We start from the raw sequence: 25211 nt of genomic DNA, 5'->3' as shown, positions 1-25211 counted from the left end.
CGGAAGAAGGAACCCGTGTCCGAGTTACCCAGAAAGCACAGTGCGCCGCCCACCGGGGGCGTTCTGGATCTCAACCCGGTCGGATTACCGGACGTAGTGGACGCCCCTCAGGGCGCTTTCGAGGAGGTTGACGGGATGTTGAGTCGAGTCATGCGTGGGTCCGAGCGGGTGGTTCTACTCGGAGCCCAGATCGCGGCTGCGGCGTGTTTGGCCATGGTCGTCAACGTTGCGGCGGACGTCGCAGGACGCAGCTTGTTCAACCATCCTGTCGACGGAACGATTGAGATGGTCGCCTACATCTGGATGCCGACAGTGAGCCTGGCCTTCGGCTACGCGCAGCTGCGCGACGAGCAGATCCGCGTCACCCTGCTGCTCGAGTGGGCGTCGTCCAAGGTGGCGAGGATCCTGACCGTCCTAGCCGAGGCAGTCGCTCTGGCGCTTGCGTTGTGGATCTTCTACATCCTGTTGGGCGAGGCGCAGGACTCATACGCGATCGGTGAGCGCGTCCCGAGCAAGCAGTGGATCCCGATCTGGGGCAGCCACTACGTACTCGTGGCTGCCTACGTACTGATGGCGATCGGAGCCGCGCACCGAATCGTGAGCATCGTGACGAAGGTCGAAGACCCGTTCACACCGGAGATCGAGATTGAGGGACGAACGCTATGAGGACCGATACAGACGTGATGGCCACACCGGTCGCCGACGACAAGTCGCCGCGCCGAAGGAAAAAAATCCCCGACATAGTCTTCATCGGGCTGATCCTCGTCGACATCGCACTGATCTGGGTGATGCTCTTCGGCGGAATCACCAATCAGCAGATCGGCATCCTGACAGTGATTCTGCTGCTCACACTGATGGCAGGCGGTCTCCCGGTCGGCTTGTCGATGATCGCGGCGTCAATCCCGGGCCTGTACAGCATCGGCGGAATCAACGTCGTGGAGTCTTCTGTAGGGACCCTAGCCTTTTCCGGCGTGGCATCGTGGTCCCTCAGCGTGCTTCCGCTGTTCATTCTGATGGGCGCAATTGTCGGGCAGAGCGGTATCGGTGAGCTTGCCTACGGTGCGGCAGCGAAGTCGATAGGACGAGTGCCAGGCGGCCTTGCAGTAGCGACCAATCTCAGCGGCGGAGCCATGGCGGCCACAAGCGGCTCGTCCATGGGCATCACCCTAAGCCTCGGAAAGATCGCCATCCCCCAGATGCTGCGGGATGGCTACGCACCGTCTTTGGCAACGGCTTCAGTTGCGATGGCAGGGTCATTGGGACAAGTCATCCCACCCAGCATCCTGCTCGTCGTCTATGCGGGAGTCGCGCAAGTGCCCGTCGGACCAGCGCTTGTTGCTGGCGTGGTTCCAGGAATTTTGCTCGCTGCTGCATTCAGCCTGGTCATCATCATTCACGCATCGGTGAACCCGTCCATCGCTCCGAGGAGCCCAGAGCGGGTCCCGTTCGCCACCAAATTGCGGGCGCTCCCCGGTGCACTCCCGGCGCTAGCCATCATGATCGTCGTTATCGGCGGCATCCTGCTAGGCATCGTCACATCTACCGAAGCTGCCGCCTTGGGTGTGCTGGCAGCACTCGTCATCAGCGTGGTGGTGAGGAAGTACACATCGGTCGGAGCCGCCGCCCGCGGCGGACAGGGCTTCGGACGATTCCTGTGGTCCTCCGCCACTGATGCGGCAATGACGACGGCAAGCATCTTCCTCATACTCGTCGGCTCGCTGCTGCTGACCAGGACCCTGGCGCTCACCGGTGCCAGCCAGGACCTGACCGAGTGGCTTGTCGGGATGGAACTTGGACGCATCGAGTTACTGCTGCTGCTGATGGTCACCTACTTGATTCTCGGCATGTTCCTGGAATCGCTGCCGATGATCCTGCTCACAGTGCCGCTACTTCTCGACCCACTCGCACAGGTCGGAGTGGATCCCATCTTCTTCGGCGTATTCATCATCATCATGTGTGAGATCGGCATGGTCTTTCCCCCGATCGGCTTCCTGACGTTCGTCGTACACAAGGTCGCGCAGGCGCCCAGTGTCAATCTTGGGCAGCGAGTCAGCCTGGGAGCTGTCTTCCGAGGGGTGATGCCCTTCGTTGCCGCCGCATTCGTTGTCCTGTTCGTACTTTCCTTCTGGCCGGACATCGTGATGTGGTTGCCCAACCTTTCGAGCGAATGAAAACAGCGCACATTTATCGTGCGCGATACTGCTAAGGAGCAATCTCATGCCGAAGGCCGAGCTGATGGTCTTCTCGAGCCCAGTTTCGCCGGAACGCGAAGCGGACTTCAACCAGTGGTACGACGAGGTGCATACGCCAGACGTGCTGGCAGTGCCTGGGGTCATTGCTGCTTCGAGACTCGTTGCTTCCGACGTTCAGCCCACGCCTGAACCGTGCCCAGGGGGACATCGCCACCTTGTCATCTACACAATCGAAGCACCGGACCCGCAAGCCGTTCTCGCCGAGATCCTCCGACGCGGTCGCGGCGGAGAGTGGGACATGGGTGACGCCCTCGACCTCGTTGAGCGTCAACCCATCTCCGTGTTGTACGAGACGAATTCTCGCCGCCAGATCGGTGCTCCATAGCCGCGCCGCAAGTCAGACGATGAACAGGTTGCATCCCTGTGCGCCTGCCGTTTCCAGTGAGGAGAAACAATGCCAGGACGCGTCGAAGGCAAGGTCGCATTCATCACCGGCGTCGCGCGGGGCCAGGGACGCAGTCATGCCGTTCGACTCGCGGAGGAGGGCGCCGACATCATCGGCATCGACGTACTCGACGACATGCCTACGGTGCCATACGGGGGCGGAACCGCAGCCGACCTCGAAGAGACAGCCCGGCTCGTCGAGGCGACCGGGCGACGGTTCATCGCATCGAAGGCAGATGTCCGCGACTACGCGCAGATCAAGGATGCGGTCGATGTCGGTGTCGCGGAACTAGGCCGACTAGACATCGTAGTCGCGAACGCGGGGATTCTTTCGCGCCCAATGATGTTGACCGAGATGGACGAGGAGGAATGGGGAATCACCATCGACGTCAACCTCAGCGGGGTTTACCGCACCTGTCGAGCCGCGATCCCGCACATCGTGGACGGCGAGCGCGGTGGATCGATCGTCATCACGAGCTCAAGCGCCGGCCTCAAGGGTTTCCCTCGGTACGCGCAATACACCGCCGCCAAGCATGGGCTGGTTGGGCTCATGAAAAGCCTCGCCCTCCAGCTGGCGGAGAAGTCGATCCGGGTGAACACGCTCCACCCGCTCAATGTCAGCACACCGATGATCCACAACGACGAGCTGTATCGACACTTCGTCCCGGATGTGCCGAACCCGACGCGTGAGCAGTTCGCCGCCGCCGCCAGCCACATGGCGGCCCTTCCGATCTCCTGGGTGGAGCCGGAGGACGTAAGCAACCTCGTCGTCTTCCTTGCCTCGGAAGAGGGTCGATTCATCACCGGCGTGTCCATGCCGATTGATGGCGGCCAGGTCATCAAGTAGACGAGTCCCACACAAAGTCGCGCCGTCCGAAACAGTGCCGAACGACTTATCGGTGGCATCTAGCGACGGCAAAGCAAATCCGAGCATTATGGGTAGCTGCTCCAGCTCCGCATGTCCGATACCACGGCAGCGTTGCGATCGCGCCAAGGGAGCAGAAGTTGAGATCCTCGCTGCATCGTCAAGCCGAGAAGCGCTGTAGGGATGGAGCATCACACTGCTTCTGAAGTCGTCCTTCGTGACAGCGCGAAGGCTGGAGGTCTTTTCGCCGGTGCCGCGTCAGGCAACGTTTGCCTTGTTGACGATCTCCCGCAGCCGTTCGTCGGCCGCGTGCTTGATCCGCCGGATAATGCTTCGGCGGATCAAGCCTGGCCAGGCTCCAGGTCGAGAACGGCAAGTCGTGCTCAGTTGTGTGAACTTGGCGATCTGATCTCCCGGCGTTCGGGCAGGGTGAACGTCTTTGGCAGCCCGCCTTTGCATTTCGGGTACGGCGAGGCGGAACCGTCCATCTTGAGGTTGCGGACACGTCGCCGACTCGGTCGGCGCTGGCGAACGCGACGTCGGCGAGGCGGCCCGGCCCGAGCAACCGGTAGACGGCGTATCTACACCTTGAGTGGGGGCTGCGATGCTGCCGTTGATCCTCATCCCCGCGGCCTCTCGGCACCACACCTCGACCCGTGACTGCGACACTGTCGCCGCGAGAGCGGGTCGGGTCGATCAGCTACGTTCGACGCCGGGAGCTGCAGGTGTGTGACTGTCGGCGATCGCCTTCCTTTCACATCCGTGTATCTGTGTCCAGGGGAAATCCGCAACGCAAGTCGCCTCCCGCTTCGAGCAGGTGCACCCATACTTGCGGGCCGCACCTGCTCGAGCGAACTGTCCAGTTCTGTGACTCCCGGCGATACCGAGGCGACCCCAGCAGGGGAGTGAGTAGTCGAAATGACACTGTTGGGCCAATGGCTCCGAGCCCGAGCCCGAGCCCGAGTAGCGGGAGCTCAGCTAGCAACTTCAATGTCAAGGGTTCGCTCAAGTCGTGCGAGCAGCACGTCCCTCGCGCCACCGAGGAGCTCAGTTGTCTTGGCTCGTTCGCTCCACAGGTGCAAGTCGGTTTCGACTATGTAACCCATACCGCCCCAGAGGATATGGGAAGTCAGGGTTGTGAACTTATAGGCCTCGTTCGCCTGGAGCTTTGCGATCACGAGTTCACGGTCGCTAATGTCACCGCGGGCAAGCGACCACATCGCCTGCAGCGCCGTCAGTCGTGCGGCATCGATTGCGATCCGCATGTCGGCAACGCGATGCTGAACTGCCTGAAAGCTCGCCAGCGGCCGACCGAATTGGTGTCGGACAGTCGTGTATTCGACGGTTTCTTGAAGCACTTGCTGGGCACCGCCGACCATCTCCATGCACTGAAGACCGACCACGACGTTGCTCAGCCACGCCAGCTGGCCGCCAGCGAGGCCTGTGGACTCGACAACCATGTCCGATGAGTTGATCTCAACATTGTCGAACGCCACGCGGCATTGTATGTCGCCATTGTGGGTCCGATGGCGCTTCATCGACAGGCCGGATCGGCCCGGTTCCACGAGGAAACCGAGCGTAGATTCCCCGTCACCGTTGGATGGCACCCGTGCCGTCACGAGGAGTACGTCAACGACGTCGGCGTTTGGGACAAATTCAACGATGCCGCTCAGATACCAAGAACCCGAGCAATTCTCGGCTTCAACTGTTGGTCGAAGATCGCCGGCATTCGAAGGGTTCCACAGTGCGATCGATGCCGAGACCTCACCTGCAGTCAACCGCTTCAACCAGTGGTCGCGTTGCCGTTCTGTCCCGAGTGCTTGAAGCGCGAGGCCGAATGCCATCGTGCTGTAGATCATGGTAGGGCACAACGTCCGCCCCGCCTCCTGGTAAGCGAGACCCAGGTCGAGCAGATCGAGATCGTACCCGCCGACATTTTCACCGAATGGAAGTCCGAAGAAGCCGAAGTCAGCGAGTGCCGACCACAGCCGTTCCGGCCGTCCGCTGGAACCCTCTCCGCGCAGTTCACGTATCAGGCTTGTTGGGCACTCCTTGGCCAGTAGCTGTCGGAGCGAAAGCTGCAGATCAGTCTGCTCGATGGACAATTCGAGGTTCATGCTGGGGTACCTCCGTCACGTTGGCTATTGCCGGCTCTGGTGACTGTCTGTGGTGCGTGACGACCGTATGAGGGCAACGAGTGCCCACGCTGAGCAATGATGTCCTTCATCACGTCTATGGTTCCGCCGGCGAACCGCAGGAGCGGGGCCGTGCGATAGCGCAACTCAAATTCTCCGTGCATGGGTGCGTCCTCGTCCCACTTGCTCAGCTGTCCGTGCGCGCCGACTACCTGAGTCCCGAAATCGGCCATGCGATGTCCGAGTTCGCTCGCGTACACCTTGTTCTCGCTTACAGTGATTGTCGGTGTCTGCTCGGCCTCGATCTGGGACGCGGCTTCCATCGAGAACAGTCGAGCGACCTCGAGGTCAGCCTCAAACTCGGCGAGTCGCCGTCGCACTTCGGGTCGGTCCATCGGGCGGTGACCGTCAAGGCCTGGTCGGGAGCACCATTGCTTGAGGCTGTCGAGTGATCGGCGAAGCTCCCCCTCGTGCATGATCACACCGCGTTCGAGATCGAGGGCGCCGGTGATGTACGACCAGCCGTTGTTCTCCTCGCCGATGAGGTTTGTGTGAGGAACCCGCACATTGGTGAAGAAGGCTTCGTTGGTACGGCGACGTGCCCACGTAATGAGCGGCTTGATCTCGACGCCGGGGGCGTCGAGAGGAACCATGATGATCGAGATTCCGCGGTGCTTGGGCGCAGCCGGATCGGTGCGAACGAGGAGGAAGTCATGAGTCGCCGCGTGGATGCGGCTGTTCCAGATCTTCTGTCCGTTGATGACCCATTCGTCCCCGTCGCGGACGGCCCGCGTGCGGAGGCTCGCCAGATCGGTGCCTGCATCGGGCTCGGAGTAGCCGAGCCCAGTGACTATCTCGCCGCTCGCCATCCCCGGCAGCCATTCATTCTTGTTCTGCAGGGTCCCGTGACGCATGATGGTCGGGGCCACTGACGTTACCGTGAGGTGCGGTCCAGGTACTCCTGCGTACTCGAACTCCCATGTCAAGACCTGTTGCTCGACCGGGCCCATACTGAGCCCCCCGTACTCCTCAGGCCAGCTCATGCCCCACCACCCCTTCTCCCGGACATGGCTTTCGAACTCGCGGTACCGAGGCCCTGGGCCCCACGGTCCGTCGGGACCGTCGTCAAGCCACAGTTCATGGAGCAGTTCAGGGGTTATATACTCGGCAAGAAATGTGCGCACTTCGTCGCGCCATTCCTTCTGCGCCTCACTGAGCTCGAAGTCCATCTGATCTCCCAACTTCCGGTCATTATCGATGAACGGCAGGTATTCGACCGCAGCTCGTCATCACGACGGGGGCCGAATAATAAGTGCACTGAAAGACGCAACGGGCGAGGCCTTCTTCGCTCACGGTCATCGTGATCGCTGCGGTGTCAGGGCCACCAGTGCAATCTGTCGGCCAATTGCCGCAGCTTGGGTTTCATAGTCGTCGACGTGGGGCCGTCCGGCACGCATCGTCGTTATCATCTGCTCGCGTTCCTCGCGCCCGACGATCCGGGCGGTCGTGGCGTACTGGCGGCGACCCACGGTGATCCACGTCCGCTGCTCGGCGCTGAGGTTGAGGACCCAGTCGGGATGCCGGGCTCCGCCGGCGTTCGAGCCGAAGACGAGAAAGGAATCGCCATGCCTGGTATACGGAAGCACGACGCTGCGGAGCTGACCTGAACCGCGTCCAATGGTGGTCAGCAGGAGGGCGGGGGACCATGGAAGTCGTCGAGCCAGGGATACCTGAATGAGAATCGCTGACACTCCGGTGGTGCGCACGAGCCACTTGTCGAACTCCCGGCCCCACACGCCACGCACAGGACGAAGACGCCAGTACCAGCGATAGTGATGTCTACGAATGGCTGCCATAGCGGTCTGTCCTGGTGTGATCGATAGCGGCGAGAAAAAAGTGGTTTTCTGGTGGGCGTCGAGGCGCGCCGCCGTCACGGGGTGGAACTCGCGGTCGACTACCCTTTCATATCAGTGAGTGCACTCTTTTGTCGATGCCTGCTCCTGGTGACTGGCGTGTGCCCGTCGTGGGCGAAGTACCGCAGTGCGGTAACTGGGCTTCGATGCGATTGAGCCAGGAACTGTTTCGTCGGGGTGTACGCGGTCTCCACATTGTTGGCTTCGGTCCAGTCCTCGACCCGTCTGCACGTGAGGGTGGTCAGGTGGGGTGAGAAGTTGTCGCACACGATCGCCAGCCGGACGGACTTCGGGTAGAGGCGGTACAGGTGCCGGCAGAACTCGAGGAACTTCGTACGGGTCTTGGTGGTCTTCGCTGCCCGTACAGCTTGTCGGTGCCCGGGTCGTAGGCGGCGAACAAGGTGCCGCACCCCGTGCGGGCGGGGTGTAGGTCGCGTGTCGCCGGCGCCGCGGCCCGATCCGGGTCCTTATGCTTGCCGCCGCGCTGCGTCCACTGCCGAACCCGGATGCGGCTGCAGGTTCAGCGGCCCGAACTCGTCGCGGCAGAACACGACCTCAGGCTCACCAGCCTCGGGAACGACGTCCCGTCGGCGATCGCGTATAAGTGTTCGGCCCGCGCCTTCTTCACCGCGTAAGCAAACTTCCGAATGGATGGCGAGGGCGGTCTCGGCGCCTTAAGGAACCGTCGGTGTTTTACTTGCCTGCCTGCAGTCGTTAAAGTACCGCAGGCGGGCGAAGGAACCATCGCTATTCGGGTCGGCGGAATTGCAGGCACTTTGGCCGGGTGTACTTCGCGTCGTTATCGTCTTGTCCGTCGTCATCAACTCGGCGCTGCCCGCTTCCTTGGAACTTCGCGGTACGAAAGTGCTCCGCGCGGCAGCACCGGAGAGAAGGGAAGAGCCATGGCCTGCGGCCCGGACTCCGGGAGGCGCGTGGAATGCACTGCGGCTTTCCCAATGCGCGGTGAACCGACGGGGGCCGATCGGGCGGAGGTGCGGTGATGACTGCCGACGCCACAACGCCGGCGGGTTCGTCATTCCCCTTCGTCCTCGCACCGTCGGCACCGACCCTACGCTCCTGGTGCGCCACGGTCCGGGACGTGCTCCGGAGTGAAGGCAGGAGGCTGGTTCTGGTGACCGGCCTTGTCGTGGCGCTGCCGCTGGCGTTGGTGGAGCTGGCCCGCAGTGCGGGGTACTCCGTGGGCACATTGCTTCCCGATGCCCTAGCGATCGGTGACGCGACCGGCGTGCTGGTAGCGATCGCTGTGAGCGCCGCGGTCCTGGTCGTCGTGTGCACGGTGGCGGCGGTCGGCTGGGCGGGCGGTATCCATCTCCTGACCGGTTCGGATACGGCTGGCAAGCCTGTGGGGGTGAAGGACGCCTTCCGTCACGGTCTGGGCCGCCTGCCCTCGCTGGTCCCGTGGACTCTCGGCGTCGCTGTGTTGCTGGTGGCGGGGCTGGCTGCGTTCGTCGTTCCGGGCCTATACGTGCTGTTCGCGCTGAGTCTGTTCAGCTTTCCTGTGCTTTTCGAGCCCGGTGCCAATCCGTTGCGTCGCTCCTTTGCCCTCACACACACCCGGGGCGCAGGAGTACTCGCGAGGTTCGGTGTCCTCGCAGTTGTCGCGGTGGTCTTCGAGAGTGCCCTGAGTCTGTTCTTCGCCGGCGTCAGCTGGGTCCTGCTCGGGCGTACCGGCCTCGGCGCCAGTGGCCACGGGCTCAGCGACGGTGTCATCGACGCGGTACACACCGTAGTCGGTGCTCCCGTGTGGGCTCTGCTTGTGACGGGCCTGACCGTCACATACGCCGAGCTGCGCGCCCAGGAGTCGGAGAAGGACCCCGAACGAAACGCACCGACGGCTGGGCGCGGCTCGCCCCTGACCGCTGCGACCGGACCTGTACCCGGTCGACCGACCAGAACAGAGGAAAGAACGTGAAGGTAGTCATCTTCGGTGGCAGCGGACTTATCGGCAACGGATTCCTCCAGGAGAGTCTGCTCGCCGGGGACGTGCGGGAGGTCATCGTGGTGGGGCGCAGGCCGCTGGATCTAGCGCATCCGAAACTGCGCCAGGTCGTTCATGATGATTTCCTGGACTTCACCGCTGTCCGGGGCGACCTTGAAGGCGCCGACCTTTGCCTGTGGGGTCTGGGTGTCAGCTCTGCCGGTATGGACCCCGCTGACTACGAGCGCATCACCTACGGGTACACCGAGGCCGCCGTGCAGACACTGCGCGAGATCAGCCCGGACCTTACGTTCGTGTATGTCTCCGGCGGCGGTACGGACTCAAGCGAGCACGGGCGCGTCCGCTGGGCGCGGGTCAAGGGGCGTACCGAGAACACGGTCATCGCGGCCTTCCCGAACGGGTACGCCCTGCGTCCGGGCTTCGTGCTGCCCCGCCATGCCGCACGATCCAAGACGACGGCTTACCGCTGGGCGACGGTGGCCGCCGGTCCGCTGGTTCCGTTGCTGCGCGTGCTGCGTCTGGCCCCGGTGCTGGTGACGGATACCGTCCGGCTGGGGCGGGCTGCGCTGACCCTCGCCCGCGTGGGGTATCGGCGACACGTCCTGACGAACCGGGACATCAACGAGGTGGCAGACCTCTGAGGTGTGCCGCTGTTCCGCACGTCGCGAAGACGGTCGGAGCAAGGGTGTCTTTGGTCAGGCTGCCAGGGTTCGGCAGGTTGGTCGTAGGCGTGCTGCGGGTGACGGCCGATCGTGGTGATGGGCTTGGCGGGCGGTGAAGCCGTGGTCGACGCCGTCGAACCGGATAGGTCATATCGACGCCACGACTCTCCAGGGGTGGCGGAGCAAACACCCGGCCCGAACGAAGAAAGGCCCCCTCGCTCTCACCCGAGCGAGGGGCCCACCGCTGGTCCCCGTGGAGTCAGCAGTTCGTCGAGACCGATCGGCCGGCGAACCGGTCGTCGTAGGCGTCGGCGAGCACCCGTGCACAGATCTCGACCGCAAGCAGCTGACGTGGCGTCAGACCGTCCCCGCTGTCGCCGTCGTTCGGGTTGTCGGGCGGGAGGTCGGCAACAGGCGCATGCCTCACCCTAAGCGGCACGACACAGGTCGACACCACAGCCGCAGCAGCCCTGCGGTCAGGGGTGGCAGCTACATTTCCCGAGATCGACTGCCCGCCATCCGGTCACCGTGGCAGCGAGCGGGCAGGAGCGAGGTAGTGGGCGCGACCAAGCGGATCGTGGCCGGCGGTCGGGCGCGTGCGGCGGCGATCGAGGCGGGCGGCGGGTTCGATCCGGGCGGGTTGGCGCTCCTTGAGCCCGACGAGGCGCGGAAAGTGTATGTCGATGCCCGCGCCTCGTTGCTCTAGGTGTTCGAACGAGGTTCCAACTTGAAATACACAGAGGAACCCTCATCGGCCGCACCGCGATTATGGGCCGGTGTTCGAACGGTCCTGGAGTTGACAGCACGCACAGGAACCTTCCGTGTCACGCGCGTCAAGTTATCGACTACACATGTCCAGTCGATCCTCGGATCGATACTGCCGAAGAGATGCCTTGTCTCGCTCGCCTCAACGGCGACCTTTCGACTCGCGCGCTTCATTGCACATAACGCCGTCAAACATGCACTGAAGCAACGGAGTCTGTCGCCGACCAGAGGAATTTGTATGCGTTGGGCCGAGCGTGCCTCATAAGCGGTCCTGCCGTACCAGCAACATGACAGCATCGACGTGGAACATGCAATCGCATCCTCGCTGGAGAGTGCGCCGAGAACCCCAGTTTCGACATGTCCCGCACAGCGAGTTGCCAAGGCTGGCTGCAAGTGCGCCACAACATGGTGTGTTCGTATACGGGAAGCCATGGTTGAGGAACTGGCCGAGCAGGTTCGCGTTCGATCCGACTATCAACGCGCAGGCGCCGCAACATGTTCGCGAAATCTAGATGTTCGGATGTCACCGTGGTCGAGAACGAGCGGCGGGTCTTCCCAAGGTGCACAATCGCATCTTGACCGGTCGACCGAAGCGCCCCACGGGACGGACGCGGAACCGTTTTGTCGTGGTCAACTGTTCCTGCGAGTAACGGTGAGTGCGAGGTCGTGGAGTGCGGATGCCGAGGGTGCGACGCTCGGATGGTCACGACCACGATCGGCTACGCGGTTGCTCCGCCGCAGCGTCGAGGTCGATCAGACGCGTCGGAAGAACGTGCTCGAGGCGCCGTGAACGAAAGCGCCAGCCATCCGGAGTCCGAGCAAACTCGTCGTGGTAGCGGCCGGAGTCGACGACGAGGTCATCACGGCCAGAGAAGTTGGCCTGGCCGATAAATCCGGAGACGGAATGTGCCGTGTCGGCATCGAGGTATGTGATCAGCGGGTTGGCCGGCAGATGACTGAGCCGATGGCCACGCTGACGACGTGTGGTGTAGTCGCCGAAGAACTCGGCAATCATGTCACGCCCTTCGAGGCGGGGATAACCGTTGTCAGAGCTGTCCCAAACACCGTCATCAGTGAACAGGTCGGCGATATCGCCTTTTCCGCCGTCGACGCGATTGCCGTAGGCGACCACCAGCAAACGAATCTCTTCCATGGCGAGGAGGTGTTCGAGCGTTGTCGGACGAAAAGTAAGTGTCATAGTGGGACTCCTTGGCGGACAACCGGTTACCGGTTCGTCTGGACGATTATCGATGATTCGATCTACGTTATCTACGAGGTCGGTGCTGGGGAAGGCGATGAAGAAAGTCCCGGATGTGATCGGTGAAAGGCGTCGTTCTCATCGCCGGCGACCATGTGGCCAGCGCCGTGGACAGTAGCGATCTCGGCGTGAGGGAGCACGCCGAGCAGGTGCTCGACTCCTCGATCACTGACGATTCGACTTCGTCCTCCCCGCACCAGAAGAACCGGCACGGCGAGTCTGGCAGCGCGATGCTCCAGGTCTTCGGTCTGGCGCATGACATCGGATGAGGTAGAGCCCTCGAGTAGACGTGGATCCCAGTGCCAGCGATACCGCCCGTCGTCGCCCTGGCGCAGGTTTGAGAGAAGACCCTCCCGGCGGGCAGGTCGCCGTCGCGACGACCCGTAGGCGGCGACGGCCTCGGCGGCCTCGTCGATCGATGCGAACCCATCCGGTCGCGCCTGCATGAAATCGCGAATGTGTCGCGCACCGTCGGGCTCGATCGCGATCACCACATCGACCAGGATGAGAGCGCGGCCGCGCGCGGCCGGCTCGGCGAGGTAGTGGAGGGCGGCGAGCCCGCCTTTGGACGCGCCGACGAGGACCGGCTGTTCGTTAAAGGCTGTGACCCAGGCGGCTACATCGGCTGCAACGGTCGCGGTGCGATAGTCCCCGTCGGGGGACCAGTCGCTCTCGCCGTGTCCGCGCAGGTCGACGGTAGCGGCGTGCCATCCGCGCGCTGCCATCGATTCGACTGCGGCGTCCCACGTGTGCCGCGTTTGGCCTCCGCCGTGGAGGAATAGGATCGGCGGCCCTGACGGGTCGCCAACGGAGTGGCCGACGAGACGCAAGCCGCTGTCGGTGGTGATCTGCATCGGGCGCTCGGTCACTTACCGATTGTATCAAACAAAGTGCACTCAATTGGGGAATTTAAGAAAGCGGGTGCGGCTGAGTGGGCAGGCGGTTGTATTAATTGAGTACACTGCATTAGTGTGAGCGGCACCACGCAGTCCTGGGCTGGATGGCGTGACGGACCAGCTGATGCTGTCTGGGACGCGACCACCAGAAGCAGCGCCGAGAGGAACGACATGACGACATCGACCACAACGCCGGACGACATCGACGCCGATTTCACCGAGCGGCTTCAGGCGTTCGTCGTGACACGCCTGGTTGAGTCGCTGGGTGACCGCAACCCGGTCTACTCCGACCCCGAGGCCGCCGCCGCCAGCGTTCACGGACGCGTCGTCGCACCGGTCACCGCCCTGATGAGCTGGACGGTCGCCGCCAAGCCGCGCGGCCGTCACGGTGTCGACTCTGCTGGCCGTCGCGTGTTCCGGCTCGAGGGCGCGGCAGCCGGATCGGCCTCCGGACAAACGGAGGCGGAGGCCGCGGCGGCCAAGAAGGACGAGCCGTGGGGTGCTGCCGTAGATATGCGCGAGTTCTTGAAAGCCGAGGGCTACGTAGCCCCAGCCGTCACCAACGGCTGGTTCGAGTACGTGCGCTACCTCGTGCCGGGTGAGCGATTGTCCGTTGCACCGGTCCGCATCGACAAGATCGCCGGCCCCAAGCGCACGGGCCTCGGTCTCGGCTATTTCATCACCACCAGTCAGCGTGTGCTCGACGTCGACGGTGAAGTCGTCGCGGTGATCCGCCAGACGATGTTGCGCGCCAAGCCGTATCCGAAGGAACCGTCGGCGACTAGCGAGACGAAGAAGCAGCCCGCCGCGACTGAGATCGAAGGCGCGTCAACCGACGACTGGGCCTTCCACGCCGACCCCTGGAACCCGAACCTCACCACGGTCGCCGTCGGCGACAACCTGCCGGAACTGATCGTCGACCTCACACCCAGTCAGGTGATCGCAGGCGCGATCGCCTCACAGGACTGGGCACCGGTCCACCACGACGTCGGATTCGCGACCTCGGTCGGCCACCCCAACGTGTTTCTGAACATCCAGATAAGCACGGGCTTGGTCGGTCGGTTCATCACAGACTGGGCCGGCCCTGACGCGCTGATCGAGACGCTCGACATCCGTCTCGGAGTACCGAGCTATGCGGGCGACCTGATGACGATCACGGGGGAGGTCACATCCGTCGAGTCCCAAGGCGAGCGCGATCGTCTCACTGTGGCGGTGAAGGCAACCAACAGCATCGGCGTGCACATCAGCAGCACGGTCACCGTGACCGTGCCCTCCATCTGAATCGCGTCCGCATCACCCAAACGAATCACGAACAGGAGTAGGTCCATGAAGGTCGGCGAACGGTATTGCGCACCGAACGGCTCGAGCGCACAGATCATCGTCATGCGAGCACCGGCGGGCGACGTCGTGATCGAGATAGCTGGCGAGGCCGTCTCCCCGCTCGCGGCAGCGCCCCCGCAGGCAGCCGGCGGGGCCGCCGGCGGCGAGGACGCCCTGGTCGTCGGTAAAAGGTACGTCGATAAGGAGTCCGGCCTGGAGGTGCTCTGCACCGTCGCCGGAGCGGGCCCGCTGAGCGTCGACGGCCGTCCTATCGGGACGGCGGCCGCGAAGCTGCTCCCGTCGAGCGACTGACCGCTGCAGCACCACCTAGCCCCGCCCGACGGTCAGCACTTCGTGCCTCCCGCGCGGCGAGTGCGCCGCGCGAGACCACCGTCCGATTAAGGAACGCCCATGACTCAGATCAGCAACGAAGAGGTCGCCAAGCGCCTCCCAAACGCCTGGATCGACCAGGATAACGTCGAGTTTTTCCGCGGCCTACTGCAGCGCAAGCTGCTGATCAACCGCTGTGACGACTGCCAGCGCTGGCACCAGCCGCCGTGGCCGAACTGCCCAACCTGCTGGTCCGACGACGTCACCCCGACGGAGGTCAGCGGGCGAGGCACCATCCACTCGGTGTCGATCCTGCGGGCCGGCCCGCCGCTGGACGGTGTCGACTATGCCGCCGGCTACCCGGTCGCGGTCATCGAGCTCGAGGAGCAGGAGGGCCTGCGGGTTACGGCGACTCTCGTCGGCGGTGGCGCCGACGAGCTCGGCATCGGCACGCCAGTCGAACTGGCCTGGATCGAGCGTGACGGTGAGCCACTGCCGGCGTTCGGACTGCGGACCGACGCCGCGTGAGCCCCGCCTACCGGTCGAGGATGCTCGACAACACGATGAACATGCGAGGAGAGGCACAGCGATGAAGGCCAGGTACCCGATCCAGGATCAGGTCGCGATCGTAGGAGTCGGCACCACCGAATACTCGCGTGACAGCGGCAAGAGCGAGCTAGGGCTTGTGGCCGAGGCGAGTCGCGCCGCCATCCGTGACGCCGGCCTGACGGCAAAGGATATCGACGGCATCGCGGGCTCGTGGGTCCGCGCGGAGCTCGTGCAGGGCGCACTCGGCATCCCTGCCGTGAACTACTACCTCAACACGATCCTTCCCCCGTTCCAGGGGCAGGTGATCGCAGGTATGAATGCGGTGTTCGCGGGTCTGTGTGAGACCGTGTTGGTCTACCACTCGGGATACCGTACGGCGGTTGCCTCGAGATCGGCTGCGGCTGATCCGTTCCGCGTGCCGCGGCGGTCCCGACTGCGTCCGCTCAGCCCGATGCCGGACACGATCAACGGTACGGTCTGCTACGCGACCTGGGCTGATCGCTACCTGCACGAATATGGGGCGACCCGCGAGGACCTCGGGCTGATCGCGATCAACAACCGTTCGAACGCGGTGCACAATGACCACGCTGTGCAGCGCGACCCGCTGACCATGGAGGGCTATCTGGCGGGCCGTATGATCCGGGAGCCGCTGAACCTCTTCGACATGGACTACCCGGTCGACGGCTCGGACGCGCTGGTCATCACAACTGCCGAGCGTGCCAGGGACTTGACCGACACTCCCGTGCTGCTGCACGTTGCCGTCGACGGCCAGACCAGCCACGCGGTCGAGGAGGATATGCCAGACCTAACACAGACAGGTCTGAAGGCGGCCGCCGACAACCTGTGGGCACGCACCGATCTCTCGCTCGACGACGTCGACGTGTATATGCCCTATGACGGGTTCTCGATCATCCAGCTCAAGTGGTTCGAGAGCATCGGCTACTGCGGTGTGGGCGAGGCGCCGGCATTCCTCAAGAAGCATTGGAACGCCGACGAGAACCGGATCGAGATCAACGGACGTGTGCTGGTCAACCCGCATGGGGGCAGCTTGTCGGAGGGTGCGTCGCAGGGCGCCGGTCACATCCGTGAGGCCGTCCGTCAGTTGCGGGGCCAGGGCAGCGGCCTGCAGGTGGAGGGCGCGAAGACCGCGCTTGTTACGCCGGGAGGATTCTTCTATAACGCAGGCGCGCTGCTTCTGCGCACTGAGAGCTGAGGAGCACAATCATGAGCACGACCGACGATCTCCAGGATTACCTGGACCGCGCCGCCATCGAGGCTGTGTTGGTGCGCTATGTGAACTCCAACGGCCGCGACGACTTCGATGCGATGGCAGAGTGTTTTACCGTGGACGGCGGCATGGGTGACGGCCCGCCCGCCGGCCGCGATGGCCTACGCGAACGTTTCGCGTCAATCCGCAGCCGCTCTTTGCCGTTGTGGCAGGTCGACGCCATCCACCGGACCCAACACCTGCTGACCAACGTCGAGATTCATCTGCGAGGCGACGAGGCTACGTCGTTCTGTGGTGCGTTCACCACGATCGTCGCGACGCGCGACAATCAGGACATCGTCGTTCAGCGTGGAATCACCTACACCGACGACTTCGTGCGCACGCCCGAGGGTTGGCGCATCAGGAAGCGAATCCACGACCTCAAGTGGGAGACCGAGGGCGACCTCGTCACCCGCCACGTCTACTCCTGATCGGGCTGGCACATGAGTGAGAAAACGACGCCGAGTCGGGAGCACGTCGTCGCGGTGGTCCAGCGGTTCATCGATGGCTTCGGCTCCGGCCGGTGGACGGAGTCCGACGTCGTGCTCGGCGCGGTCGCGGACGACGCCGAGTGGTGGATCGCGGGCCGCGGCTCACGATCTGGCGACGTCACGAAGCAGATCATGGCCGAGCGGTTCCGCGGCACCGCCGAGCGCGCGGCCTCGGGCCTCGTACTAACCCCGCGAGCATGGATCGTCGAGGGTAACCGGGCGGCCGTCGAGCTTGCCGGCAGTATGGAACTCCAGGACGGATCGGTCTACACGAACCAGTACCATTTCGCCTTTACCGTTGAAGGCGACCAGATTGTCGAGATTCGCGAGTACTGGGACACCAGCGCGCTCGACTGAGATGCCGTGATGTCGCTCACCTGGTGCGCAGGGGCGCTGGATCGTCGCCGTGGAGTGTGGCGTGTAAAATCTCCACGGCTTGATCGGGCGTAACTCAGGCTGAACAGCTCAAAGCCAGGACCACGGTGGCGGGGCGACGGCGACCCTTAGCTTGTCGTTTAACCTCGGCCATCGCGTGGGGCAGTTGGTGCTGGTGTTGTTCGGCGTGTCGCCGCGGCATGAGGCGACCACCGCCTGATCATCTTGAGGTTCCTTCCACAGAACTTTCGAGACGAAAACAGGCGGTGGCCGTGAGTATCAGTGTGCCCGATCGGTGGGCGGTCGGGGAAGAATCGGTCCCCGATCCGCGTGTCGACCAGGTGTCGTTCCGCGAAGAGTTCTACCGGTGTCTGCCGGCCCGAGGTGATGCATTGTTCGAGTTGACCGATGCGCTGCTGTGTTCCGGCACCGCGGTTCGCACCCTGGTCGAGTTGTCACTGGCCGCCGAGCATCGGCGCGGCCACGGCGCCTTGTACGACGCAATCAACTGCGGCAGAGTAGATTTCACTCGTCTGCGCCGCGCCCTCGGCGGGCTGACGATCCCGTGTGATCGTGGCGGCCGGATCGTTCTGGCCGTCGATGTCAGTGCCTGGTTGCGCCCGGATGCACCGACGAGTCCGCAGCGCGGGTTCTGCCACGTCTACGGCCACGGGAAGAATCAGGCACAGCTGATCCCGGGGTGGCCGTACTCGTTCGTCGCCGCCCTCGAGACCGGCCGTACCTCGTGGACGACGGTGCTCGACGCGGTCCGCCTGCGCCCCGACGATGACGAAACCGCTGTGACGGCGACCCAGGTGCGTGAAGTGATCACACGGTTGCGCGAGGCCGGGCACCACCGCGACGGCGACCCGGACATTCTGCTGGTGTTCGACGCCGGATACGAGCTGGCCCGGCTGGCGTTCGTGCTCGCCGATCTCCCGGTGCAGGTGTTGGGTCGGATGCGTTCGGACCGGGTGCTGTGCTTCCCGGCGCCGCCACCGGGCCGTACCGGGCGCCCACCCCGGCACGGCCCCGAGTTTCGATTCGCCGACCCGATTACGTGGCCCGCACCCGAGACCACCTCGAGCACCGAGACGGACCGATACGGCACAGCCTCCGCTTCGGCGTGGAATCGGTTGCACCCGCGACTCGTTCATCGTGGCTCGTGGGCTCAGCACCCGGGGCCGCCGCCAATCGTGGAAGGCACGGTGATCCGGTTGACCGTCGACCACCTTCCTGGGGACCGGCATCCCACCCCGGTGTGGCTGTGGTGCTCGGACCCGGGCGTCAGTGCCGACGATCTCGACCGGTTGTGGCAGCTGTTTCTGCGGCGCTTCGATCTCGAGCACACCTTCCGATTCTTCAAGCAAACCTTGGGGTGGACCGCACCTCGGCTCCGCAGTTCCGAGGCGGCCGACCGCTGGACCTGGATCGTGCTGGTGGCCTACGCCCAACTCCGGCTCGCCCGTCCTCTGGCCGAGGACCTACGCCGCCCGTGGGAACGGCCTGTCCCACCAACACGATTGACGCCGGCACGGGTTCGTCGAGGGTTTTCGCGCACCCGTGCGACGATGCCTGTTCCGGCCAGTGCACCGAAACCCAGTCGACCCGGACCCGGACGCCCACCCGGATCGAAAAACACCCACCGCGCACCGCATCACCACGTGGGCAAACGCGCCGAAACCAAAGCGAGAAAACCCGTCGGGGCCGCCTGCCCAGGTTAAAAAAAACAAGCTTAGAGGGGCGCGGCCTCGAACATCCAGTTCAGCTGGTGCTGCCGGTGATCGATCAGCCAGCCCTCGTCGGTGCGGACGAGGTAGTCGCGGTAGGTGATGCCGCGGACCAGCAGCACCTCGCGGTCGCCGCGCGGACCCAATAGGTACGCCGTCGCGAGGCAATAGGACGTGGCAGTGTCGCCGTCAACCGTGATCTCGACATTGGACACGGCGTGCTGGGCTGAGCGAACATCATCGATCGGCATCATCTCCGCCGCCCGCGTACGCATCGTGGAGAAACGCTCAAGCAGGCCTGCTCGTCCCTGTGGTGGCAGGTCACCCCAGCGGGCGCTCTCGGTGAAGCATGCTGTCATGCCCGCCCAGTCGTCGGCGTCGTTGGCGTTGACGTAGCGAATGAGGACGGCTTCGATTGCCGCTCGGTCCGATTCGGTGTTCATGTGTCTCCTACGCGACATATTAAGTGCCCTAAATATAGCCGGAGTCAAAGGATCGGCGGCAAATCGGGAGAATTGAGACCGACCAATTCGCGTTGGGCCTTGATTGTCCGTAGCGATTCGAGGCACCCCGCGACGCCTAGGCTGGTGAACTCGCACGTGGAGGGCACCGACCGCAATCGGCGTTTAACCTGAGCGAGATCGAGCGGTTCGACCCGGACGCCGACTTCACCCAGATCACCCGCGATTCCTCATGGGCTTCGAGACGGCCCGCCAGATCGCCGGCTTTCTCCGAATCCGGCCTCGCCGGCTGTGGCGATGCCCGCATCGTTCACGTCAACGTCGAGTGGACCTAGACCGTATGAAGTGACTACTCGCAGATTGGAGTAGTTGCTGGCAGGGACCTCGCTCACGCAACCTCGTGGGTTACCGAGCGTCGTTTTCCGCGCTCGGCCTTTCCGACATGTGTGAGGAGGCCACGGTGTTTTGTGAACGTACGAGTGTTGGGTTGGATGTGCACGCCCGTTCGGTCGTCGCGGCGGCGATCGATGGGCAGTCGGGTGAGGTGTTCAAGGCGCGGCCCCCGCCCTTGCACACCGAGGTGCTCAAGTGGGTCGGCACACTGCCGGGCCCGTGTGCGGTGGTGTACGAGTCCGGACCGACCGGGTTCGGCTTGGCTCGCGCGCTGACGGCGGCGGGGTGGCGTTGTGAGGTGGCGGCGTCGTCGAAGCTGCACCGCCCGGCCGGCGATCGGATCAAGACCGACGCGCGAGATGCTCTGCACCTGGCTCGGTTGCTGCGGTTGGACGAGGTGGTGTCGGTCCGCGTCCCCACCCAGGCCGAGGAATCCGCCCGCGATCTGGTCCGCGCCCGGGAGGCCGCACGACAGGATCTGATGCGGTCGCGGCATCGGGTGTCGAAGCTGTTGCTGCGGAACGGGATCGTCTATTCCGGCGGCAAGGCGTGGACCGAGTTGCACGATCGGTGGCTGCGCCAGCAGCGGTTCGACCAGGCGCCGACGCAGGCGGCCTTCGACGACGCCTACGAGACGGTGGTACTGGCCACCGCCCGCCGTGCCCGGTTGGACGAGAAGATCCTCGCGCTCGCCGCGGACAGCGAGTTCACCGCGATGACGCGGCGGCTGGGGTGCCTGCGCGGCATCGCGACGTTGACCGGCTTCGCGCTGGCGGTCGAGATCGGCGACTGGGAGCGATTCACCGGTGCCGGCATCGGCGCCTACCTCGGGCTGGTCCCCAGCGAACACTCCTCCGGGCAGAGCCGAGCGCAGGGTGCGATCACCAAGACCGGCAACGCGCACGTGCGGCGGCTGCTGGTCGAGGCGGCCTGGCACCATCGGACCACCTACCACCCCGGAGTGGTGTTGCGGCGTCGCTGGGACCAGGCGCCGGCAGCGGCACGGGCCCGCGGGCACGCCGGCAACCAGCGGCTGCACACCCGGTGGGTCAACATGAACCTCCGCAAGAAGAAGCCGGTGATCGCCAACGTCGCCGTCGCGCGAGAGCTGGCCGGCTGGTGCTGGTCGCTGGCGGTGATGCCCGATTGAACCGGCCACCCCTGAACTGACCGTTGGGGCCTCGGGTCGAGGAACCGCAGCGCGAGGAGCAACGCACCCCGAGGCTATTGAGCAGCCGAAGCGCGCGAAGCGATCTCGGCGACGCTCGTGCCCTAGACCAGTGCACCGCTCCAGCCGAACACATGGTCCTGCGGTAACCAATCCGCGCATATCAGCTTCGACCACGCGTCGTGCAACGACACGCTGACCTCGGCCTCGTCCTAACGGTCACCCCCCTTCCCCCCGAACGCGCCACAGCGTGAGCCCCGTTCCTCGCCGGCTTCAAGGCCCCCCAAGCGCTACGCGTGGGCCTCCGGCCCAGGACCGTGACCCCGGCTGCGGCCGGGCCATCCCAGCGGCGACTATCGGGGGGACGGAATCCCCCTGTCCTGAACTGTGTTCCAGGACAATTTTGGCGTGCCTACTTGACAAATTGCCCAACATATCAGCTCCGACGCGATGACGCCTTGACATGATCCCAGGCGGTGGCGTCGCGGAAGTCGAACTCCGAGGAAGACGTTACCGTCTTCGTGGTCCCGTTCTGCGGTACTGCGGTCGCCATGTGCGGTATGACTTCTTGCCCCTGTCTCTCGAATGATCCGAGGGTGCCGAACCTCGTTAGGGGCACCCCCGAGCTCCTGGGCCAGTGACGCGACCGGCCGTGGCATCGACGTTGGCGATCGCGACGGTCGCGCCCTTGTCGTGGAGTCGGCGGGCGCAGGCCAGGCGGATTCTGCTAGCGGCCCCGACTGGCATGTCCTCTAGTCGAGCCGGACGGGCGAGCACGGCACGGTGGGATGTCACCACGCTGGTCAGTATGGTGAGCCGTCAAGCTCTCCGGCAAAACGTCAATCAGGGCACTGAGAATAAGTCCTAAGTCGCTAGTTCAGGCATGTAACGTGTGATGCTTGCCACTATGCGTCTATTTAGAATACTGTTTATCGAGCGAGCTCTTGTTCGAGAGATCGCCGATGAGGCGGCCAGGTGGTACCGGGGCCGTGAGAGAAGGGGCGGCGTGACGTGGCCACCATGAGGTTCTCCACCACGATCTCGGTCGATGTTGACGCGGCGTGGGCGGTGCTCGACCGCTACACACGAGCCGAGTCGCGACTCTTTCATGAGTCGCGTCCCGTGGGTATGGAGCGCATCGAGAAACCGACCGACGGACGCCAGTCGGGCAACTACCGCGTCGTCACATATGACGGCGTAGATGTCTGGGAGTTGGACGTCTCGACCGAGCCCGATCATCGCCGCCTCGCGTATACGATCCCCGGTTTCGGCGGGGCCGTACACCACCAGGCGGTTCTGGAACTGACGCCAGTCGACGACAAGTCTGTCGTGGTCCCATGGGTCACGGACGTTTACCCGGACTCGTATCTGGACCTGTATCCCCATGACGTGTACCAGGAAAACTTCGACCACCTCGCGGCGTCGCTGGAGCGCGGCGACGCCAACACCGTTGCGCCGGCGACTGTCGGCGGGCAGACGTGGGAGTCCCGTACATCGAGATAACGACTACCAGCCTTGTGTACCTCGCCAGCGGTTCCAGCAGCGTCGTCCGGGGGCCGATCGCGACCAGGTCGTGCCGACGCCCGGTGGCGGCCGCTCGGCGAGTGATCGCGCTGCGACCGAGGGTCAAGTAGGCCGCCGCCAAGCCGGCAACAGCCAGCGATGCGTGCGACGAACACCGCACGCACTGTCATGTTGGCGTACCCGGCTGTTTTGAACCGAATGTGCGATATCACGCGAATGTGATGCGCAACCCGCCATTTGCTGCCGCTACTTACAAGCCTTGTTAAGGGCACTCAATAACACAAGGAAGTGAACCATGACCCAGTTGACTGGTCCCAAGAGTGTCGACGCCATCATCATCGGCGCCGGATTCGCCGGAATGTACGCACTCAAGCGGTTGAGAGACGACCTGGAACTGTCGGTCGTCGCTTTCGAGACAGCTTCCGACGTCGGCGGCACCTGGTACTGGAACCGATACCCGGGCGCCCGCTGCGACGCCGAGAGCATCTTCTACTCGTACTCGTTCGATCCCGAGCTGGACCAGGACTGGACCTGGACCGAGCGCTATGCCGCGCAACCCGACATCCTGGCCTACGCCCAACGCGTCGCCGACCGGCACGACCTGCGTCGGGACATACGGTTCTCGACCACCGTTGTCGCAGCCGCCTGGGACTCGACTAGTCATATCTGGACAGTCGAGCTCGACAGCGGCGAGCACGTGACAGCTCGCTTCCTAATCGGCGCCGCTGGCTGCCTTTCAGCGGTCCAGATTCCAGACATCGATGGCATCGAGGATTTCGCCGGGGAGGTTTACCACACCGGACGCTGGCCTCATGAGGGTGTCGACCTGGCTGGCAAGCACGTCGTGGTGATCGGTACCGGCTCCTCCGGTGTCCAGCTCATCCCCGTGATCGCAGAGGAAGCCGCAAGCGTGACGGTGCTTCAGCGCACCCCGAACTTCACCATCCCGGCGCGCAACCGCGACTACACGGATGAAGAGTTGGAGACGACCAAGCGCACTTATCCGATCCTGCGTGCGGAGAGCCGAGAGACATTCGGCGGCGCCATCCTCGTGCCACCGCCCGGCAAGGCATTCGACCTCACCGAGGATGAGCGCAAGGCATCGCTGGACGCTCGATGGGTCGAGGGCGGCGGTGCCTTCATGTTCGCGTTCGAGGACTCCCTGAGCGACCTTGAGGCCAACGAGGTCGCCGCGGACTACGTGCGCGAGCGCATCCGTGACACCGTCACCGACTCGGCCGCCGCCGAGCAACTGACCTCGATGGAATTTCCACTCGGCACGAAGCGGCTGTGCATCGGCACGGACTATTACGAGGCGTTCAACCGCGACAACGTGCACCTGGTGGGCCTGCGTCAGCATCCGATCCAGAGAGTCGTCCCGAACGGCGTGGAGCTAGACGGCCCCACAGTGGAGGCCGACGTCATCGTGTTCGCCACCGGATACGACGCCATTACCGGCCCGCTGTCGCGGATCGACATTCGGGGCAAGGACGGTGCAACCCTGCGCGACAAGTGGCAGCAGGCGGCCAATGCTTACCTCGGTGTGGCCGTGGCGGGATTCCCGAATCTGTTCATCATCACCGGCCCGGGCAGCCCGTCGGTGCTGACCAACATGATCTCCGCCATCGAGCAACACGTCGACTGGATCGTCGACTACGTCGGTCAGATGTGCTCGAACGGCGTCAGGTCCACTGTCGCCGACGCCACCGCCGAGCAGGAGTGGATGGACCACGTCGCCGAACTTGCTGGCACGACTCTCTTCCCTCACGCGGCCTCGTGGTACACGGGCGCCAACGTGCCGGGCAAGCCCGCAGCTTTCCTGCCATACGTCGCCGGCATCCCGACGTTCCGCGATGTCTGTGACGGTGTCGCGAAGGACGGCTACCGCGGCTTTATCGAACAGCGGTGACGACGCGCGCCGTGCCCGCCCGACCCATTTTCACGCCTGCAAGGCGTCACCGGAAGGGACAGGGGAACTCGTTTGACCACGCGGGGGTTGGTTCGTAATCGCCGGGCGGTATCAGGTGGTCGAAGACGCGTTCGCCGATGATGCTGACGAGGTCGACGACGGTGGTTTCGATGACACCCGCGGGTGAATGAGCTGGTCGCGGGCCGCGTTGAGGGCGATGGTGAAGCTGGCACGGCCGTGAAACCCGCCGCCGCGATGGCGAACTTGCAGGTTCGCCATGGTGTCCGGGCAGCACATCACCGTGCCGTCGATGGCGGTGACCAGTAGCCCCCGCCAGTACACGCCCTTCGTGGTCAGGCCGGCGGCCGGGCCACGGAGCAGGTCGAGCAGGGCACGCAACGGTGCCGGGCCGATCCGGCGTCGGGCCTGGGCCAGCGCTCCGGCGGTCCGGGGTGGCCACCGCGAGCCCGTCGAGTCCGGCGATCATCCGCTGCCACACCTGCCCGAACCCCGCCTCGGCGAACAGCCCGGCGGCCGGCAGCAGGTAGACGGGGATTCCCCCCGAGATGTGGACACCAATTCCTATGCGGCGGTAGCCAGCGTA

At 64.2% G+C, this 25211-nt stretch carries 25 protein-coding genes; 17 read left to right on the top strand and 8 right to left on the bottom strand.

Going from position 1 to position 25211, the window contains the following annotated elements:
• Positions 1-135 precede the first annotated feature (135 nt).
• From P3H15_RS32235 to P3H15_RS32220, 4 genes are all read left to right on the top strand, one after another.
• Entirely contained in the window at positions 136-666 is a 531-nt protein-coding gene (locus tag P3H15_RS32235; RefSeq protein ID WP_276140940.1) for a TRAP transporter small permease, read from the top strand.
• A 17-nt stretch (positions 667-683) separates the two neighbouring features.
• A complete protein-coding gene (locus P3H15_RS32230; protein ID WP_276140939.1) occupies positions 684-2171 on the top strand; it encodes a TRAP transporter large permease in 1488 nt (495 codons plus the stop codon).
• A 46-nt stretch (positions 2172-2217) separates the two neighbouring features.
• Complete coding sequence (locus tag P3H15_RS32225; protein ID WP_276140938.1) at positions 2218-2577, top strand: DUF4286 family protein; 360 nt, start codon at positions 2218-2220, stop codon at positions 2575-2577.
• A gap of 69 nt (positions 2578-2646) precedes the next feature.
• A complete protein-coding gene (locus P3H15_RS32220; protein WP_276140937.1) occupies positions 2647-3483 on the top strand; it encodes a mycofactocin-coupled SDR family oxidoreductase in 837 nt (278 codons plus the stop codon).
• Positions 3484-4475: 992 nt separating this feature from the next.
• Here the strand turns inward: P3H15_RS32220 and P3H15_RS32215 are convergent.
• The 3 genes from P3H15_RS32215 to P3H15_RS32205 form a co-directional block, all read right to left on the bottom strand.
• Positions 4476-5618, bottom strand: a complete 1143-nt coding sequence (locus tag P3H15_RS32215; protein WP_276140936.1) for an acyl-CoA dehydrogenase family protein — start codon at positions 5616-5618, stop codon at positions 4476-4478.
• Positions 5615-6865, bottom strand: coding sequence for an acyl-CoA dehydrogenase family protein (locus P3H15_RS32210; RefSeq protein ID WP_276140935.1), 1251 nt, complete (start codon positions 6863-6865; stop codon positions 5615-5617). The genes P3H15_RS32215 and P3H15_RS32210 overlap by 4 nt, the downstream gene beginning before the upstream one ends.
• Positions 6866-6991: 126 nt before the next feature.
• Positions 6992-7570, bottom strand: coding sequence for a nitroreductase/quinone reductase family protein (locus tag P3H15_RS32205; RefSeq protein ID WP_276140934.1), 579 nt, complete (start codon positions 7568-7570; stop codon positions 6992-6994).
• Positions 7571-8681: 1111 nt separating this feature from the next.
• Here P3H15_RS32205 and P3H15_RS32200 point away from each other — a divergent pair.
• Together P3H15_RS32200 and P3H15_RS32195 are read left to right on the top strand one after the other, a co-directional pair.
• On the top strand, positions 8682-9482 hold the full coding sequence (locus tag P3H15_RS32200; RefSeq protein ID WP_276140933.1) for a hypothetical protein: 801 nt from the start codon (positions 8682-8684) through the stop codon (positions 9480-9482).
• A complete protein-coding gene (locus tag P3H15_RS32195) occupies positions 9479-10150 on the top strand; it encodes an epimerase (RefSeq protein WP_276140932.1) in 672 nt (223 codons plus the stop codon). Before P3H15_RS32200 ends, P3H15_RS32195 begins: the two co-directional genes overlap by 4 nt.
• Positions 10151-10430: 280 nt before the next feature.
• On the opposite strand, the gene P3H15_RS32190 is transcribed toward P3H15_RS32195, so the two are convergent.
• Positions 10431-10598 carry a hypothetical protein gene (locus tag P3H15_RS32190; RefSeq protein WP_276140931.1) on the bottom strand — a complete coding sequence of 56 codons (168 nt, stop codon included), beginning with the start codon at positions 10596-10598 and terminating at the stop codon, positions 10431-10433.
• Positions 10599-10727: 129 nt separating this feature from the next.
• Here P3H15_RS32190 and P3H15_RS32185 point away from each other — a divergent pair, with 129 nt between their 5' ends.
• Complete coding sequence (locus P3H15_RS32185) at positions 10728-10877, top strand: hypothetical protein (protein ID WP_276140930.1); 150 nt, start codon at positions 10728-10730, stop codon at positions 10875-10877.
• A gap of 762 nt (positions 10878-11639) precedes the next feature.
• Here P3H15_RS32185 and P3H15_RS32180 read toward each other — a convergent pair.
• Together P3H15_RS32180 and P3H15_RS32175 are read right to left on the bottom strand one after the other, a co-directional pair.
• On the bottom strand, positions 11640-12134 hold the full coding sequence (locus P3H15_RS32180; RefSeq protein ID WP_276140929.1) for a nuclear transport factor 2 family protein: 495 nt from the start codon (positions 12132-12134) through the stop codon (positions 11640-11642).
• 71 nt (positions 12135-12205) lie between these two features.
• Positions 12206-13063: an alpha/beta fold hydrolase gene (locus P3H15_RS32175; RefSeq protein WP_276140928.1), complete on the bottom strand. Its 858-nt coding sequence runs from the start codon at positions 13061-13063 to the stop codon at positions 12206-12208.
• Positions 13064-13261: 198 nt separating this feature from the next.
• Here P3H15_RS32175 and P3H15_RS32170 point away from each other — a divergent pair, with 198 nt between their 5' ends.
• From P3H15_RS32170 to P3H15_RS32140, 7 genes are all read left to right on the top strand, one after another.
• Positions 13262-14371 (top strand): MaoC family dehydratase N-terminal domain-containing protein, encoded by a 1110-nt coding sequence (locus tag P3H15_RS32170; protein ID WP_276140927.1) that lies wholly within the window; start codon positions 13262-13264, stop codon positions 14369-14371.
• A gap of 45 nt (positions 14372-14416) precedes the next feature.
• Complete coding sequence (locus P3H15_RS32165; RefSeq protein ID WP_276140926.1) at positions 14417-14722, top strand: hypothetical protein; 306 nt, start codon at positions 14417-14419, stop codon at positions 14720-14722.
• A 99-nt stretch (positions 14723-14821) separates the two neighbouring features.
• A complete protein-coding gene (locus tag P3H15_RS32160) occupies positions 14822-15268 on the top strand; it encodes a Zn-ribbon domain-containing OB-fold protein (protein WP_276140925.1) in 447 nt (148 codons plus the stop codon).
• Between the two features lie 61 nt (positions 15269-15329).
• On the top strand, positions 15330-16502 hold the full coding sequence (locus P3H15_RS32155; RefSeq protein ID WP_276140924.1) for a thiolase family protein: 1173 nt from the start codon (positions 15330-15332) through the stop codon (positions 16500-16502).
• A gap of 11 nt (positions 16503-16513) precedes the next feature.
• Positions 16514-16987 (top strand): nuclear transport factor 2 family protein, encoded by a 474-nt coding sequence (locus P3H15_RS32150; RefSeq protein ID WP_276140923.1) that lies wholly within the window; start codon positions 16514-16516, stop codon positions 16985-16987.
• 54 nt (positions 16988-17041) lie between these two features.
• Positions 17042-17404, top strand: coding sequence for a nuclear transport factor 2 family protein (locus tag P3H15_RS32145; protein WP_276140922.1), 363 nt, complete (start codon positions 17042-17044; stop codon positions 17402-17404).
• A 290-nt stretch (positions 17405-17694) separates the two neighbouring features.
• The gene (locus P3H15_RS32140) at positions 17695-19146 is read left to right on the top strand and encodes an NF041680 family putative transposase (RefSeq protein ID WP_276140921.1); all 1452 of its coding nucleotides are present in this window, start codon (positions 17695-17697) and stop codon (positions 19144-19146) included.
• A gap of 11 nt (positions 19147-19157) precedes the next feature.
• On the opposite strand, the gene P3H15_RS32135 is transcribed toward P3H15_RS32140, so the two are convergent.
• Entirely contained in the window at positions 19158-19595 is a 438-nt protein-coding gene (locus P3H15_RS32135) for a nuclear transport factor 2 family protein (protein ID WP_276140920.1), read from the bottom strand.
• Between the two features lie 478 nt (positions 19596-20073).
• Here P3H15_RS32135 and P3H15_RS32130 point away from each other — a divergent pair, with 478 nt between their 5' ends.
• From P3H15_RS32130 to P3H15_RS32120, 3 genes are all read left to right on the top strand, one after another.
• On the top strand, positions 20074-21156 hold the full coding sequence (locus P3H15_RS32130) for an IS110 family transposase (protein WP_276140919.1): 1083 nt from the start codon (positions 20074-20076) through the stop codon (positions 21154-21156).
• 1038 nt (positions 21157-22194) lie between these two features.
• Complete coding sequence (locus tag P3H15_RS32125) at positions 22195-22677, top strand: SRPBCC family protein (protein WP_276140918.1); 483 nt, start codon at positions 22195-22197, stop codon at positions 22675-22677.
• Between the two features lie 316 nt (positions 22678-22993).
• A complete protein-coding gene (locus P3H15_RS32120) occupies positions 22994-24607 on the top strand; it encodes an NAD(P)/FAD-dependent oxidoreductase (protein ID WP_276140916.1) in 1614 nt (537 codons plus the stop codon).
• Between the two features lie 111 nt (positions 24608-24718).
• On the opposite strand, the gene P3H15_RS32115 is transcribed toward P3H15_RS32120, so the two are convergent.
• On the bottom strand, positions 24719-25006 hold the full coding sequence (locus tag P3H15_RS32115; protein WP_276140915.1) for a hypothetical protein: 288 nt from the start codon (positions 25004-25006) through the stop codon (positions 24719-24721).
• Positions 25007-25211 lie beyond the last annotated feature (205 nt).

It is taken from the genome of Rhodococcus sp. T2V, assembly GCF_029269925.1.
Classification (GTDB): Bacteria; Actinomycetota; Actinomycetes; order Mycobacteriales; family Mycobacteriaceae; genus Rhodococcus_F; species Rhodococcus_F koreensis.
Note: the sequence above shows the minus strand (reverse complement) of the source record. Positions and strands in the feature narration are given on the sequence as shown.

Bases quoted from the DNA above. Each gene is read 5' to 3' on its own strand.
- P3H15_RS32225 (WP_276140938.1), top strand. From the start codon at position 2,218: ATGCCGAAGGCCGAGCTGATGGTCTTCTCGAGCCCAGTTTCGCCGGAA.
- P3H15_RS32220 (WP_276140937.1), top strand. From the start codon at position 2,647: ATGCCAGGACGCGTCGAAGGCAAGGTCGCATTCATCACCGGCGTCGCG.
- P3H15_RS32210 (WP_276140935.1), bottom strand. From the start codon at position 6,865: ATGGACTTCGAGCTCAGTGAGGCGCAGAAGGAATGGCGCGACGAAGTG.
- P3H15_RS32150 (WP_276140923.1), top strand. From the start codon at position 16,514: ATGAGCACGACCGACGATCTCCAGGATTACCTGGACCGCGCCGCCATC.
- P3H15_RS32215 (WP_276140936.1), bottom strand. From the start codon at position 5,618: ATGAACCTCGAATTGTCCATCGAGCAGACTGATCTGCAGCTTTCGCTC.
- P3H15_RS32230 (WP_276140939.1), top strand. From the start codon at position 684: ATGGCCACACCGGTCGCCGACGACAAGTCGCCGCGCCGAAGGAAAAAA.
- P3H15_RS32235 (WP_276140940.1), top strand. From the start codon at position 136: ATGTTGAGTCGAGTCATGCGTGGGTCCGAGCGGGTGGTTCTACTCGGA.
- P3H15_RS32170 (WP_276140927.1), top strand. From the start codon at position 13,262: ATGACGACATCGACCACAACGCCGGACGACATCGACGCCGATTTCACC.
- P3H15_RS32135 (WP_276140920.1), bottom strand. From the start codon at position 19,595: ATGAACACCGAATCGGACCGAGCGGCAATCGAAGCCGTCCTCATTCGC.
- P3H15_RS32125 (WP_276140918.1), top strand. From the start codon at position 22,195: ATGAGGTTCTCCACCACGATCTCGGTCGATGTTGACGCGGCGTGGGCG.
- P3H15_RS32155 (WP_276140924.1), top strand. From the start codon at position 15,330: ATGAAGGCCAGGTACCCGATCCAGGATCAGGTCGCGATCGTAGGAGTC.
- P3H15_RS32160 (WP_276140925.1), top strand. From the start codon at position 14,822: ATGACTCAGATCAGCAACGAAGAGGTCGCCAAGCGCCTCCCAAACGCC.
- P3H15_RS32165 (WP_276140926.1), top strand. From the start codon at position 14,417: ATGAAGGTCGGCGAACGGTATTGCGCACCGAACGGCTCGAGCGCACAG.
- P3H15_RS32120 (WP_276140916.1), top strand. From the start codon at position 22,994: ATGACCCAGTTGACTGGTCCCAAGAGTGTCGACGCCATCATCATCGGC.
- P3H15_RS32180 (WP_276140929.1), bottom strand. From the start codon at position 12,134: ATGACACTTACTTTTCGTCCGACAACGCTCGAACACCTCCTCGCCATG.